The sequence below is a fragment of the Jeotgalibacillus proteolyticus genome, from assembly GCF_050107735.1.
Classification (GTDB): domain Bacteria; phylum Bacillota; class Bacilli; order Bacillales; family Jeotgalibacillaceae; genus Jeotgalibacillus; species Jeotgalibacillus proteolyticus_A.
The window spans coordinates 166,876-181,731 of sequence record NZ_JBNILO010000006.1 but is presented as its reverse complement, the minus strand read 5'-3'; the positions used below and the strand labels follow the sequence as shown (position 1 = coordinate 181,731).

Sequence of the window (14,856 nt, the reverse complement as noted above, 5' to 3'; positions counted from 1 at the left end):
GATCCCTCCTTACTTCGCAACATAGCGATCCAGTCGTTTTTCAATTCTGCCCTGAATGACAGACAGGGTAAAGCAAACAATCCAGTACAGAATAGCAGCAGTAATGTAAAGCTGCATGAATTCATACGTTCTTGCCGCAATTTCCTGTGATTTCCTGAACAATTCGGTTACCAGGATCGTAGAGGCAAGTGACGTATCTTTTACTAAGCTGATGAAGGAATTGGAGAGCGGCGGAATCGAGACACGTGTGGCCTGAGGCAGAATGATCCGCGCCAGCGCCTGCCTATGAGTCATTCCAATAGCTTGTCCCGCCTCCCATTGCCCTTTAGGCACAGAGAGAATAGAGGCACGGATAATTTCTGAAGCATATGCCCCAACATTCAGGGAAAACGCAATCACCGCACTTGGGAATGGATCAATCACCACACCAATGCTCGCGAGTCCAAAGAAAATGATCGATAATTGAACAAGCAGAGGCGTCCCACGTATGGCCGATACATACACTCTTGCAATGCCGGCTAAAATTTTACTGTTGGATAACCGGGCTAATGCCGTCAATAATGCGATCATTAAACCGATCGCAAAAGAAATAAGAGTAAGCGGAATCGTATATTGAATTCCGCCCTGAATCATCGGCCAAAGTGAAGTCTGGAATAACTCCCAGTCCACTATAGGGTCCGCTGCCGCCAGTAGATTATTGAGATACATCTTCACCAAACCATTCTTCTGAGATTTCAGCTAATGTCCCGTCTTCCTGCATTTCTTCTAAGTGCTTGTTAAACTCTTCAATTAATTCTTCATTTCCCTGGCGGAACATAAAAGCATTCTCTGAAGCATTTTCTTCTTCTGCAGCGATTTTAATTCCTGCATCTGGCTGCTGTTTTTGGAAATCGAGGATGGCAAGTTTATCATTTACCGTCACTTCTGCGCGGCCTGTTTTAATTAATTCGATTGCCTGGGCAAGCCCCTCTACCTGAACTAATTCAGCGCCATATTCTGTCGCAATTTCAGCGTAATTACTTGTAAGCGACTGGGCGGAATTAAGCCCTTGCAGATCTTCAAAAGCAGAAATGTCCGAGTTATCTTCCGGAACGACTACAACCGCACCTGAGTACGTATAAGGAGTTGAAAAATCATATGTTTCAAGTCTCTCTTCATTAATTCCAACCTGGTTGGCAATCACATCAAAACGGGATGAGTTTAACCCTTCAAACATGGAGTCCCACTGTGTTTCCTTATACTCTACTTCAACACCCATGCGCTCTGCAATCTCATTCATTACTTCCACGTCATACCCTGTCAGTTTATCTGTATCATCATGAAAAGTGAAAGGAGCATACGTGCCTTCTGTTCCAACTGTTATCATGCCTTCTTCCTGAATTTGAGCGAGAAGATTTTCCTCGGAACCGCTGCTTTGTGATCCCTCATTTTCATTAGCTGCATCGTCTGATCCACATGCACCAAGCAGCCCTGACAGCGCTATCGCCGAAATTCCAACCCATTTTTTCATCTTAATAACCACCCATTCTTATCGGATTAATAAATAACTTATGTGATTGTATTATGAAGCTGTAAAAATGTAAACACTATTGACTCAGAAACAAAAGGTTTGAATATTCAGCTATAACATGATTAACTAGTTATATACCCTATAGGGTATTAGAAGCTTTTACATTAGGAATTGAGGAGGCGGATTTTATGTTTTTACGATCCTATTTTGACGAAAAGCTTGCCCAATATTCTTATTTAGTGGGATGCCAGCGAACAGGCGAAGCCATTATCATGGATCCTCCCCGCCATCTTGATGTCATTCTTCAAGATGCGGAAAATGAGGGACTTCGCGTAACAGCCGCAGCGGAAACGCATATTCACGCGGATTTTGTATCAGGGGCACGCCAGCTTGCTGTAAAACATGATGTTGAACTTTATCTTTCGGATGAAGGAGATGCTGAATGGAAATATGACTATACAGATAACCTTCATGTAACAAAGCTTAATGACCAGGATTCATTTAAAATTGGAAATGTGAAGTTTGACGTGCTTCATACCCCGGGCCATACGCCTGAAAGCATCTCCTTTCTGCTGACAGATGTTGGAGGCGGAGCCGATGAGCCCATGGGAATTTTCACAGGAGACTTTGTGTTCGTCGGCGATGTCGGGCGCCCGGACTTGCTTGAAAAATCCGCTGGAGCACAAGGGACCGCAAGATCTGGTGCGGAAGATATGTTCGAATCCCTCCAGCGCTTTAAAAACTATCCCGACCATTTGATCATCTGGCCGGGGCATGGTGCAGGAAGCGCCTGCGGTAAATCATTGGGAGCTGTACCGCAATCAACGATCGGCTATGAAAAACAAACCAATTGGGCTCTTAAAGAGGAGAATAAGCAGTCATTTGTCGATGAACTCTTAAGGGAACAGCCGGAAGCTCCAGCTTATTTTGCCCAAATGAAGAAAGTTAATAAGTTCGGACCTGCAATTTTAGAAAACAGCACGCATAATTGGGTGTCAGACCCTCAGGAAGTAGTAAAATGGGCAGCTCAAAAAGGACATTTCTTATTGGATACCCGGCCCTCTAAAGAAGCGGAAAAAGGTCTTGTTCCCGGTTCCATCAATATACCGCTTGGAAAAATGCTGCCAAATTGGGCCGGCTGGCTGGTGGATTATGATGAAGACATCGCTTTAATCGTCAAGCCGTCCCAGGCAGATGAAGCGATCCTTGCTCTTCAATCCATTCATCTTGATCACATTGTCATGCTGATCGAACCCGAATCGATCGAATCAATTGCAACTGCTTCCTATGAAACTGTAAGCAAAGAGAAGTTTGAGGAGTTAAAAGAAAAAGCTCCTGTACAGATCGTTGATGTCCGCAATGATACCGAATGGCAGGAAGGTCATATGGAAGGTGTCCAGCATAAGATGCTTGGTTATTTGCGTGAAGAAGGCAAGAAGCTCGATGAGGAGAAGCCTGTTTTAATTCACTGTCAATCCGGCGCCAGATCTGCCATTGCGGCAAGTGTCATGCTGTCGCTAGGTTTTAAAGAGGTTATTCACCTAGAAGGCGGCTTTGGTGCCTGGAAAGAAAAATATCCTGATAAAGTGACCAAGTAAGAAAAGAGTTTGAGGCAAAAGCATCCACCTGAAGCGCAGCGAACCACTCAAAGAGCCTGGAACATTTTTTGTCCCAGGCTCTTAATTTTGTGAACTGCTTTGCCACTCCATATTCCTGTTCTTTGCTACTTCCCTCCTGTAAGTGACAATCCCTTAATAAAGTATTTATTAAAGAACGCATAAATCAGCAGCACCGGCAGCGTGAAGACCATAGAAGCGGCCATAATGTAATTCCAGTAGCTGACGAACTGACCTTTAAACGTATTCAATCCAAGCGGTAATGTGTACATACTTGAATCTGTCATGATGATCAGCGGACGCATGAAGTCATTCCAGAATCCCATGAAAACAAAGATGGCCTGCGCAGCCAGCGCCGGTTTTGCAAGCGGCAGCACCACTTTGAAAAATGTACCGATCCGGCTGAGTCCATCAATGGCTGCCGCTTCCTCAAGCTCTTTTGGAAAGTTAACGAAGAACTGACGCATCATAAAGATAAACGTTGCATTGATCATAGAAGGAACAATCATGCCTTGATAACTGTTTAACCAGCCAAATTCACGCAGAATTAAATAGTTTGGAATCATCGTTACTTGCGCTGGAATCATTAGAACAGCAAGGATAATGATAAACAGCCCTTTCTTCCCCGGGAAAGTCAGCCGGGCAAGAGCATAGCCTGCCATTGAATTAAACAGAATATTGAGACCTGTTCCGACCGACGCAATAAACACACTGTTGAACATCCAGCGCGGGAACAATTCCTGTTCAATAAAAATTTGGCGGTAATTGTCCAATGTAAAGTTCTGCGGAATAAAGTTTATTGCTCCACTTACGATTTCCGACAGCGGCTTAAAGGAAGAGGACAGCGCCCATAGAAAGGGAATTAGTGTTACAACTGCATAGGTGCATAAAATTATATATAAAAAGATTTTTCCAATGCTCATTTTTTTCTTCACTTTACGTCCACCTGCCTAATAGAGATTTTCTTCTTTTGAAAGCTTTCGTTGAATAAGAGTGGAAACCAGAATGACAATGGCGAGAACAAAGGCGATTGCCGCTGCGTAGCCCATTGTATCCATGGATTTAAATGCATACTGATAAATTAACAGCACGACGGTCAAGGTCGAATTATCCGGTCCACCCGAGCCGCCTGAGAAAATATACGATTGATCAAATAATTGAAAGGTTCCAATCACACCCATAATCACGACAAACGATGTAATAGGTTTAAGATGCGGTACTGTAATGGACCAGAATTTTCTGATCGGGCCAGCTCCATCCAGCTCTGCCGCTTCATAAAGAGAATCCGGTATATCCTGAAGGGCTGCAAGATAGATCACCATGAAAAACGGTGCTGTTGCCCATATGTTCATAATCATAATAGCTGTAAGTGCCACATTAGGATCACCGATAAAATCATAGGTCGGCAAACCGATTCTCTCCAATCCGAAATTTACAAGTCCTTCGCGGTTATACATCCACATAAAAATCAGTGTAAGCACTGCAGATGATGTTAAGGTCGGAAGGAAATAAATGATTCTGAAAAACTTTTCACCCTTCATGCCTGCATTTAAGGTAGCAGCCAGGACGATCGCCAGAATAGTTTGAGAAGGCACCACAATTATTACGTATTTAAACGTATTCCATAAAGCAATGCCCGCTCTTCTGTCATCAAATACACGCTCATAATTGGCCAAGCCTACAAAATCAAATGAAGTTTCTCCAAGCAGTCTCACATTGTTAAATGAAAGAAAAATCGCATAGAAAATGGGTCCCAATATGAAAAGCAGTAAAACAAAAATGGTCGGGGACATAAAAAAGTATCCTTGTCCCGCCTCTTTTAACGAACGCTTGCTGTATTTTCGGTTCATCTTATGTCACTCCCGGGTTCAAGAATAAAGCTGACGCATTTCTTCGTCAGCTTTATCTTTTAAAATGTATTGGTTATTCCTCAGAACCGATTTCACTATTTGCTTGTTCTTCGGCTTCTTTTAATGCCTCATCTAAAGGACGGTCTCCTAGGAATGCACTAATAAATTGATTGTTAAAGTTATTTGTAATGATTGGAAGGTTGGTTCCGTTTGCCCATACAGTCGCGTATTCTGCTCCTGCTACAAGTGAACCGCGAAGCTCGTCATCAGCGTAGCCAAGCTTATCTGCTACAGATTTACGTGTAGGGAGTGCAAACCCTTTGCTTGTCCATGTTTCCATGCCTTCTTTGCCAGTTAAATACTCAATCAGCTTCCATGAAGCTTCTTTTTGCTCAGATGCTGCATTCATGACATATGCAACCGTGTACGCCATTGTTCCCTTTTCCCCATTTACCGTTGGAACTTCAGCTGTACCGTAGTCCAGCTCCGGGAAGGTTTCTTCAAGATAAGGAATATTCCAGTTTCCTTCCAGAACCATAGCAGCACGCTGCTGTCCGAACATATCCCCGCCTGAAGAAGCTCCTACCTCGGATGGCTGAGCGGATGTTTTGTCCACGTTATGCTGATCAATAACCGGCTGTAATGCCTCTATAACTTCATCGCTGCCAAAATTAGCCATATCATCTTCTACTACACTGCCGCCAAGTGATTCAGCAATATAATATTGGCGTGCCAGCTCAGGCGCTACACCAAAGCCGTAGACACCATCCTTCGTAAGCGCTTTCGATACTTCCATCATTTCTTCCCATGTTGTTGGCACTTCCACGCCTGCTTCTTCAAACATAGTTTTATTATAGAAAAGAGCTAAAGTGGAATAGTCTTTGGGAAAACCATATGTTGCATCATCCTGTTTAAAGGCATCAAGCAGCGGCTCTTCAAAGTCCTCCACCTCAAAATCATCTGTCACATACTCATCCAGAGGCTCTAAGACACCTGTTTCAATCATTCCAGGAGCTTCAAAAGCATCCAGATAAAAGACATCCGGTCCTTCTCCGCCAATCAGGCGAGTCTTCATTACATCCATATATTGATCCGCAATGACTTCAAGCTTTACATCAATATCCGGGTTTTTTTCTTCAAAATCAGCAAGGGTTTCTTCAAGAAGAGCTTGTTCAGTAGGGTTTCCTCCCCATCCGGCAAGAGTGACCGTCGTTTTATCGCCGCTGTCTCCTCCACCGCCTTCTCCTCCATTATCTGTACTGCACCCTGCCAACACACTTCCCGCAAGCAATAAAGACACACTGACTGATGAAATCCATTTCTTTTCCATGTTCATTCTCCCCTTTTTTTGATCTGCTGAGGAAAGCTGCGAAAGGCAGCCTTCCTCAGCAAATCTTTTTTGATTACAAAGCTGGTGTTTCAAGCCGTTGAATAATCTCCCACCCTGTTGTGTTTTCCTTAACGTCGACTTCGGTCTTGCCATCATTGCGGGTAAGTGAAATGGATAATACCCCTTCGCCTATTCGCAGATTTGTTACATGTAATTCATCCATTGACGGAAGAAGCGATGGACTGAGAACCATTTTTTTATTTAAACCTGCCGGAAAAATTCCGAGCAGCGACTGCACAAAGGTAAGTGGAGTTCCTGCAGCCCACGCTTGAGGCGAGCAGGCCACCGGGTAAGGCACCACTGTATTTAATGACTGATCATACCCGCAGAATAGCTCTGGCAGGCGGTCATATTCAAAATGAAGGGAAGCATCGAGCAAGCCCTGAATTACTTTGCTCATTTCTTCCTGAAGATTTGATTTGGCCATTCCAAGTAAAATCATGCTGTTATCATGCGGCCAGACACTGCCATCGTGATAGCTCATCGGGTTGTAGCCGGCCTCGCCAATTGCCATTGTCCGAATGCCGAAGCCTGAAAACATGTTTTCATTTACCAGTATTTCAGCCATTTTTTTGGCACGGTCATCGGATAAAATACCTGATTGAAGGAGATGACCTGGATTAGAGGTTATCGTTCCTACCTGATTTTTCTTTTCATCTAATGCAATGGCATAGAATTGAACATCTTCCATCCAAAATGCCTCATTAAATTTATTCTTCAGTTTCTCTGCCGTAAGATCCAGGTGATTTGCTTTTTCTGTTTCACCTAGTTGAGTAAAAATCTGAGCGATTCCTTTTTTAGCCTGGTACACATATCCCTGTACTTCACTTAACGCAATCGGTGAGACTGCATAATCACCATTTCGGTGGACTACTGAATCACCTGAATCCTTCCAGCCCTGATTGGCAATTCCTTTTGACGCTTCCTGGTGGTATTCAACAAACAAATCGCCGTCACGATCTCCGTATTCATCAATCCAGTCAATGGCACGGTCAATATTGGAACGAAGCTCTTTTGCAAGTGACAGATCTCCTGTCCAGTTCACATACTCAACAAGCAGCATGAGGAAAAGCGGAGTGGAATCAACACTTCCATAGTAAGGAGCGAATGGGATTTGATCGGTATTCGCTAATTCACCATACCGGATTTCGTGCATGATTTTCCCTGGCTGTTCGTCTCTCCAGGCATCCACTTTTGTTCCCTGATAATGCGCCATTGTTAACAGCGTTCCTTTTGCAACCGCAGCATTAAATGGCAAAAGCTGAAGGGCGGCAATGAGGCTGTCCCTTCCGAATGGAACGCCAAACCAAGGGAGCCCTGCCACCGGGAATGAACCAAATCCGACATCGTTCAAAAGAACTCTGAGATCATCCGTTCCCCGCTGTACGAGCTTTTCAAGCTGCTTCACATTCGTTTTAATTATTGGTAGTGAGCCATTCCACTCTTCATATGACTTCTTGAGGCTGTTCAGCGCGTCTTTTTCATCCTGTATTTTGCTTGTCTCCTGGTCATGCAATGCTTCAATCTTGAAGATTACTTCCTTTGACTCACCGTGCTGCAGCTCCCAGTCGAAACCGACGTAGCCGCTGCGTACTTCCTGTTCCGGCTGGTCCCATTTAATAACGGTCCTTCTTTCAATCTGATCACTTCCGTTGTAGGTAAAGGTCATTTCCTGTGCTGCGATCCTGGTTTTCCCCCGGCTGCCTGTTTTGCCATTTTGAAAGCCTCTAACAATGAACATATCGAGAAAATCCGCATCCATTTCAAGAGCGATTCTAAACGCCGCTTTCTTGGGAAAATAAGAAGTCGCTTTTACTTTTTCATACAAAACACCTTTAGAAATAAATCTTGTTCGTTCAAATTGAATAGATTCTCTCCATAATTGAAGTCCCTTTTCATTTTCCTGATGGGGATTTGTTAAAAGAATCGATGATCGATAGTTTTCTCCTCCATCTGAATGAAGGGCGATGGGTGATTCTCCGTTCACCAGCAGCTTCATTGTGCTGAGAAATCGTGTATCCTTCGTATATAAACCAAGCTCATACGGGTGATTTCCAACAATATCTCCCTTTTCATCACTTAATAAAAATAAATCGTTTTCTTTAATTACTCTGTAGTTCATGTCAGCAGCTCCAATCATCCGAAACGTTTCGGATTTTTTCAAAAAATAAACTCAAGCTTGAGTTTCAGGCAACTTTTATGGGCAGCCGCTATACTTTCGCACTTGAGTCTCGTTCCATCAATTCATGTTTAACTATTGTCTTTCTTGGTTCTCCTTCATGGTCGAGCATATCAATCAGCAATTTAGCTGCTTCATAGCCAAGACCATAGGTATCTTGTGAAATCGTCGTTAAGCCAGGCTGAACGTATCTTGATAATAAGATATTGTCGTAGCCTACAATGGATATGTCTTCCGGGATACGATACCCCTTACTTTTTAGTGCCGTCATTGCGCCGATCGCCATCAAATCACTTGCGCAAAAAATAGCTGTAACAGAAGGATTGCTTTCAATCAATGCTAGTGCTGCATGCCTTCCGCTCTCTTCAGTAAAATCGCCGCTGACGATCCGGTCTTCTGGCAGTTCGATCTGTTTTTTGGAGAGTGAATCCTTAAAACCATTCAGTCTTTCCTGGCTTACAAAAGCAAATTCATGTCCATTAATCATGCCGATGGAGGTGTGGCCAAGTCCAGCCAGATAGTCTCCGACTTCCCATGCTCCGGCATAATTATCTGTGGAAACATAGCCTGCATGTCTGCCGATTTTCGGGATGTCCACAAGCACACACGGGATCTCCCCTTCAATAACTTCTTCGAGATAAGGGTCGTCTGTTCTGATCCCCTGAATAATCACACCATCTACTTTTCGTTCCTTGCACAGCTGTGTATACGTTTTTTCACGCTGTTTCGAAGAATTGGTGGTAAAAAGTACTATGTCATACGCGGTTTGGGAAGCATAATCATTCACGCCGGTCATGACTTCAATCGTAAAATTATCTTTTGCGTTTTCTCTAATAAAGCCGGACACAAGCAAACCGATCGTTTTTGATTTTTTCATGACCAGACTGCGTGCAATGGTATTGGGTGAATAGTTTAACTGTTTTGCTGTTTCAACAATTTTCTTCCGAGTGTCTTCATTTACATCCGAATACCCGTTCAGCGCTCTAGAAACGGTTGTGATGGACACACCTGCTTTTTTAGCAATGTCTTTAATCGTTGCCATTTTAAACCTCCAAAACGTTTCGGATATGCATTTGACTAGAATTATAAAATAGTTTGAAAGCGATTGCAAGCATTTGTTTCATTTTTCTCTATAAAAATTCCAGCGGCTGTTTTGGTCCCTATAAGTATTCAATTATTATATTAAAACTAAATTACTAACCATAGCCGGATCATGGGATTGCTCACTGCCCGGATCCGGCATCTGCTGTTTGTACCTCACTTCTTATAGGAAGCTCATATGTTATAGTGAGCAGATTCAAGCCCAGGAATTTCATTTTATGCACAGCTGTCAGTTCCTTCCCTTGAACATGAAAAAACTCTGTAAAAGGCGTGCGGAATGTGAAAGAGCCGACCGATAAATAAACCCCCTGCTGCACATGTTCATTTTCTCTCGTTCGTTCGCTGGTAAGAATCAATCCTTTATTTTTATCCCGCTCCGGCAAGAGAATAGCTGTCATGGCGCCAAATGGAAGCGGCAGCGCAATATTCATATACACAGCGCCTTTATAGGAATGGCTGGAGTAAAGCGCAGTAAAAATAGGTTCACCTGTGCTTCCATGATCGCGCAGCCAGGCCGTTGCTCCATAAGGTCTGCCATCGCGAGCAGTAACCTTTTTTATGCTGCCGGTCATAGTAAAACGGCTTGAAGGCGGCAGGTTCAGCTGACCGAATCTTTTGGTCCATATTCGTGCCACGCTGCTTAGCGAACGAAACATGCCATGCCATCTTAAATCCGCCGTCATGTCGTATTGTTCGGTGTTGAGATAAAAATTTCTGATTGATTCCTCAATTCCACCCGGCTCAAATCCTGGACGTGCGTAGTCATTCCAGTTCTTGATCAAACCTGCTCTATTTTCACGTGAAAACCATTCTTCCTTGCGTGTTCCCATTCCCTCTGCCCGGATCGAGCTTACCGGAAAACGAAGCGGGGGATTTATTTCAGGCAAATGAAAAGCAGACCATGTGACTACTGCAGCGAAGGAAAAAACAAACGCATTGACACCTCCATGCCACGGGATCATTTCAGCTATTCCTACAAGAGGAGAGTCCATCATTAAGCCAATGCTGTATACAACCGAAAGCATCATGGTAAGTGGCAGAACAAGTGAAGAAATCAGGATGCCTGCTTTTTTCCAGCCAATCATTTTGAATGACGCAGCAAACCATTCAGCTGAAAGCCAGGTTAAAAATACGACATATACAGCCACCAGCACAGGCTCAAGCGGCGGTCCGGCATCCAGCCCCACTGCTACCATAACCGGTCCCAAAATTAATCCTGCTGCCAAATAAGGAAAACGACTGGATAAAGAGTACGAATGATGTTTCATCCATCTTCCAAAGATGCCGGTCAGAATCAGCACGCAAAAGGCAGCGTAATGAAAATGAATCGCGGTTAAATCAATAATGATTTCAGAATAAGGCAGAAAAAAGGAGCCATCCATTCTCGAGAGCACAAGCCAGGCTCCCCCTACCCCCATATATATAAAACCAAAGTGAATCGTGATTTCCTCCCAGCCCTTCATTCCTCTCTCCATAAAACGGAGCAGGCCAATCAGTGCGATGACAATAGTAAACAAGAACCATCCAGCAGCGGCAAGCACTCCCCATCCTCCATCAGGCAGAAGAATCGCCAAAACACCGGCCGCTGCAAATATCCAGTGCCAGTGAATCGCTTTGAATATCAAACGTTTACTGAACTCATCTCTCTCCGTTTTTCTTCCCACAACCATTTTAAGCAGCAAGGGAGTTAAAAAGGCGATAGAAAAAATAAGTGCTGAATCAATCATTCCTAATGAAAAAAAATATGTACAAGCCAACCAAACAGTATATCCGCTAATTGCCCTTATTTTCATCTTGATCCTCTTTCTTTTTCTGGAAAGTCCGTTTGAACATTCCCTTTATACATTAATACGGTTCCAAACCAAGGCTGATAGAGGTGTACGTGGATGCGGATCATCTCCTTATCCACATCGTATTCTTCCAGGACAGAGGCTTTAATGCCCAATTGTTTTGGAAGCAGTATTGTTTTACCGCCAATTTGAAGCGATGTATTTTCGGAACGGATTAATAAACCGCCTTCTTTTGTAACCTGAAAAGACAAAGCGGCTGTCAGAAATCCTCCCTTCCCAAAATCATCCTGAATCAAAAAAGCCGATTCCCCTTCTTTCATTACAGCATCAAACGAACGCACAGCTACCGGAAAGAAAAAGTTTCGTTTCCAGCTTACACATTCCAATCCGTATGCATTTTTATATGCTTCATTGAAAATAGTGAATGGGACGCATGCTCCCCTTTCCGGAAAGGAGAGTTTAATAGGTACACCTATCCAGGACAGCAGACGAATCAGACGGCTTCCCCCCTGAATCACCTCCATCTCTCCTTTTCCTCTTACTGCGTAGGATGACTGACTATGAACACCAAACTTTTTTTGCAGCATAGGATGCAGCCGGTTAAACTCTTCTCCCAGCACCGTTTCATAAATGGATTTCACGTTTTCTTCCCCCTGACTCTCCTGCAATTCCGTGCAAGCACCAGGTTTTTAGCATTTAATCCTCCTGCAACTCCGAGACCGGCCACAGCTAGATTTAATGCAATCGGATTAAACGGGGCAACCGCGGTTGAAGGATCCAGCACAATGGCACTTAAGCCCAGTGGAATCATGGCAGCTGCTGCTCCGAAAAACAGCCAGTCCTTTTTCCAAGGCAGTAAAAAAGCCAGGCCAATCAGAATCTGAATTGTTCCGGCGAGCGTGATCATCGGCTCTGCAATAGGGCTCAGCCATGAAGAATTCTGGAGAAGCGCTACTTCCCCTGTTTCAGGAAACAGTAGCTTGGGGACCAGCCCCTGGTAGATCCAAATGAGTGCCATCAAAAGACATAAAACAGCGTGAAGGAGGGATCTTCTTACGCTGTCTTCAGGTCGGATGTCGTTTTCAAGCCATTTTGCAAGGCAGTCAAAGCTCCATGCAGTTGCCCACCCAATCATTGGTTTAAAGATCACGGAATCGAACCATTCGCCTGCACGTCCAAACCGCACCTTATATTGATACAGGGTTTCGAATTTAATTCCCTTATCGACAGGTGTATATTTCCAGTAGCCTGCTCCTTCTTTAATGAGGGAAATGGTTTGTTCGCTTCCAAAAGATAGAGAGGAAATACGTTCTCCCCGTTCATTTTCCTTTTCTCCCTGACTGACGCCTGTTCCTTCGATTCGAAATCCAAATCCTATATTCGTTCGATATGTAAAATGCTGTTTCGCAAGAGTATGTTCTTTTGGCAGATAGGTAATGGAGCTGAATCTTAAGTCCCATCTTTGATGCAGATCAGGCTGCTGTGTATACTTCCACAGCTTTTCCATGGGAGCCTGAATCATCCGTTCTACGTGAATCTGTTTTTGCTTTGGCATTCGACCACCCTTTCCAGTTCTTCCTTTAAAAGTATATCAAAAGAAGGGGGGGGTGAGGTGTTTTTTAGAAGTTTCGGATTATACAGGGACCGGTTCATTTCCGCTTCACACGGAGGCTTTCCGCGTGGCGGGAGGTGAGCCCCTTTGATGCTTTCGCATCGGCTTGGTCTCACCCTTCCCGCTGCATCACGCAGGAGCCCCCAGCCTCCGCTGCAATGAACCTATTCTTTTGGTAGTTCTCTAGCAAATAACATTTTATAATGGGCTTGAAGACAGAAGCTGAGATAAAAGAGGTTATTGCATTAATGAATCGAAATACTTCTTAGGGTTAGTGATTTTATTTTCGATGAATATTTTTGCCCAAGCATTGACTTCTTCAAGATAGGATTCTTCGTCTCTATCAGGTAATACTGCAAATATCTTCTCAAAAGACCCGTTTTTGTTTACCTGGTTTAGAGTCAAATCAGTAATTAAAGTTATTTGAACTTCATTATAGTAAGAAATTATTGCTGTAACTTGTTTTTTTGAGAGATCAACATTGGTGTAATCGATTTTTATTCCGGTGGGCATAAAATAAGTATATCCTTCATTATTCAAGATCTCACCGCCTATTTACTTAATGTGAAAATAAGATGGACCAAGGGTAATTGCGTAATATGGGCCAGTTTTAGTTACCCTCTAACAAAAGGCTGAGACAAATTTTCCCAGCCTTTTGTGATCATATTATCCCTTATCCTTACTTCCTCATATTCTTTTGAGACTGACTGATCTTTTTCCATTTTTTCTTTTCAATGAGCTGCTCACGTTTGTTTGATTTTCGCTCCATATAAGCCAGTTCTTTTTGCAGCTTTCTGTAGCTTGCCAGACGATCTGCGTTCAGGCTGCCTTCTTCAATCGCTGCAGCAACTGCGCAGCCCGGTTCGTTTTCGTGTTGGCAGTCTCTGAATTGACATTCCCTGGACAGCCTTTCAATATCCTGAAAGCCATGCTCAAGCCCGCCTTCAGATTCCCAAAGCTGCAGCTCTCTCATTCCCGGTGTATCGATCATGACTCCACCTGATGGAAGTGCAAGCAATTCACGGTGGGTGGTGGTATGCTTCCCTCGGTCATCGCCTTCGCGAATTTCGTGCGTGGCCATTCTGTCTTCCTGCATAAGGTAGTTAATAATAGAGGACTTGCCGACTCCTGATGAACCCATAACTGCCACAGTCGTGCCTTCATTAATATGCTCCAGCAGCCGGGATACGCCGTGCCCATTGATCGTGCTGCAAGCAATAATCGGCACTCCTAATGCAGCTGTTTCTGCCTGCTGCACTTTATCCTTTATTTCCTCTTCTTCACAGAGATCAGATTTTGATAAGACCACCACAGGGTTCGCACCACTTTCCCAAGTAGAAAGCAAGTACCGTTCCAGTCTTCTCAGGTTAAAATCCTGATTCAGCGCCATGACCAGAAAAACCACATCTATATTAACCGCAACAATTTGTTCTCCACTTGTCTCTCCCGCCACTTTTCGTGAAAACTTGGAGACCCTTGGAAGGATGGCATGGATAATGGCTTTTTCTTCCCCTTGAAAAGGAGTCAGCATCACCCAGTCTCCGACAGCCGGATAATCTTCTCTTTCGCCCGCAGTATGACGAAATTTACCGGACACTTCCCCAAGCAGCAGTCCGTTTGGCGTTTCTATTCTGTAAAGCCGCTTATGTTCCACTACAATTCTTCCTGGAACAAGTGCTGGGTGTGAATTAGCCTTTTCCTGCCATTCTTTATTCCAGCCTATTCGTACTAGAGATTCATTTTGAGTAAGATTCAATTTTTTTCCTCCTAATTTTAAGCATAAAAAAACACGGACACATGTACGGTCG

General features: G+C 43.8%; 13 protein-coding genes. 1 reads left to right on the top strand and 12 read right to left on the bottom strand.

Annotation, left to right across the window (positions count from 1 at the left end; translation table 11 throughout):
- Positions 1-9 precede the first annotated feature (9 nt).
- Positions 10-708 (bottom strand): amino acid ABC transporter permease, encoded by a 699-nt coding sequence (locus ACQCT8_RS11290; protein ID WP_426871241.1) that lies wholly within the window; start codon positions 706-708, stop codon positions 10-12.
- The gene (locus ACQCT8_RS11285) at positions 695-1,510 is read right to left on the bottom strand and encodes an amino acid ABC transporter substrate-binding protein (protein WP_426871159.1); all 816 of its coding nucleotides are present in this window, start codon (positions 1,508-1,510) and stop codon (positions 695-697) included. The genes ACQCT8_RS11290 and ACQCT8_RS11285 overlap by 14 nt, the downstream gene beginning before the upstream one ends.
- A 188-nt stretch (positions 1,511-1,698) precedes the next feature.
- On the opposite strand from ACQCT8_RS11285, the gene ACQCT8_RS11280 reads away from it, so the two are divergent.
- On the top strand, positions 1,699-3,108 hold the full coding sequence (locus ACQCT8_RS11280; RefSeq protein ID WP_426871157.1) for an MBL fold metallo-hydrolase: 1,410 nt from the start codon (positions 1,699-1,701) through the stop codon (positions 3,106-3,108).
- A gap of 125 nt (positions 3,109-3,233) precedes the next feature.
- Here ACQCT8_RS11280 and ACQCT8_RS11275 read toward each other — a convergent pair whose 3' ends face one another.
- From ACQCT8_RS11275 to rsgA, 10 genes are all read right to left on the bottom strand, one after another.
- A complete protein-coding gene (locus ACQCT8_RS11275) occupies positions 3,234-4,049 on the bottom strand; it encodes a carbohydrate ABC transporter permease (protein WP_426871239.1) in 816 nt (271 codons plus the stop codon).
- 27 nt (positions 4,050-4,076) lie between these two features.
- The gene (locus ACQCT8_RS11270; protein WP_426871155.1) at positions 4,077-4,976 is read right to left on the bottom strand and encodes a carbohydrate ABC transporter permease; all 900 of its coding nucleotides are present in this window, start codon (positions 4,974-4,976) and stop codon (positions 4,077-4,079) included.
- A 73-nt stretch (positions 4,977-5,049) separates the two neighbouring features.
- Complete coding sequence (locus ACQCT8_RS11265) at positions 5,050-6,306, bottom strand: ABC transporter substrate-binding protein (RefSeq protein ID WP_426871153.1); 1,257 nt, start codon at positions 6,304-6,306, stop codon at positions 5,050-5,052.
- Positions 6,307-6,379: 73 nt separating this feature from the next.
- Positions 6,380-8,488 (bottom strand): glycogen debranching N-terminal domain-containing protein, encoded by a 2,109-nt coding sequence (locus ACQCT8_RS11260; protein WP_426871151.1) that lies wholly within the window; start codon positions 8,486-8,488, stop codon positions 6,380-6,382.
- Between the two features lie 88 nt (positions 8,489-8,576).
- Positions 8,577-9,587 carry a LacI family DNA-binding transcriptional regulator gene (locus tag ACQCT8_RS11255; protein ID WP_426871149.1) on the bottom strand — a complete coding sequence of 337 codons (1,011 nt, stop codon included), beginning with the start codon at positions 9,585-9,587 and terminating at the stop codon, positions 8,577-8,579.
- A gap of 181 nt (positions 9,588-9,768) precedes the next feature.
- A complete protein-coding gene (locus ACQCT8_RS11250) occupies positions 9,769-11,439 on the bottom strand; it encodes a YndJ family protein (RefSeq protein WP_426871147.1) in 1,671 nt (556 codons plus the stop codon).
- Positions 11,436-12,077 carry a DUF4166 domain-containing protein gene (locus ACQCT8_RS11245; RefSeq protein WP_426871145.1) on the bottom strand — a complete coding sequence of 214 codons (642 nt, stop codon included), beginning with the start codon at positions 12,075-12,077 and terminating at the stop codon, positions 11,436-11,438. The genes ACQCT8_RS11250 and ACQCT8_RS11245 overlap by 4 nt, the downstream gene beginning before the upstream one ends.
- The gene (locus tag ACQCT8_RS11240; protein ID WP_426871143.1) at positions 12,074-12,991 is read right to left on the bottom strand and encodes a DoxX-like family protein; all 918 of its coding nucleotides are present in this window, start codon (positions 12,989-12,991) and stop codon (positions 12,074-12,076) included. The genes ACQCT8_RS11245 and ACQCT8_RS11240 overlap by 4 nt, the downstream gene beginning before the upstream one ends.
- A 294-nt stretch (positions 12,992-13,285) precedes the next feature.
- Entirely contained in the window at positions 13,286-13,588 is a 303-nt protein-coding gene (locus tag ACQCT8_RS11235) for a hypothetical protein (RefSeq protein WP_426871142.1), read from the bottom strand.
- Positions 13,589-13,727: 139 nt separating this feature from the next.
- Complete coding sequence (gene rsgA / locus ACQCT8_RS11230; RefSeq protein ID WP_426871140.1) at positions 13,728-14,804, bottom strand: ribosome small subunit-dependent GTPase A; 1,077 nt, start codon at positions 14,802-14,804, stop codon at positions 13,728-13,730.
- Positions 14,805-14,856 lie beyond the last annotated feature (52 nt).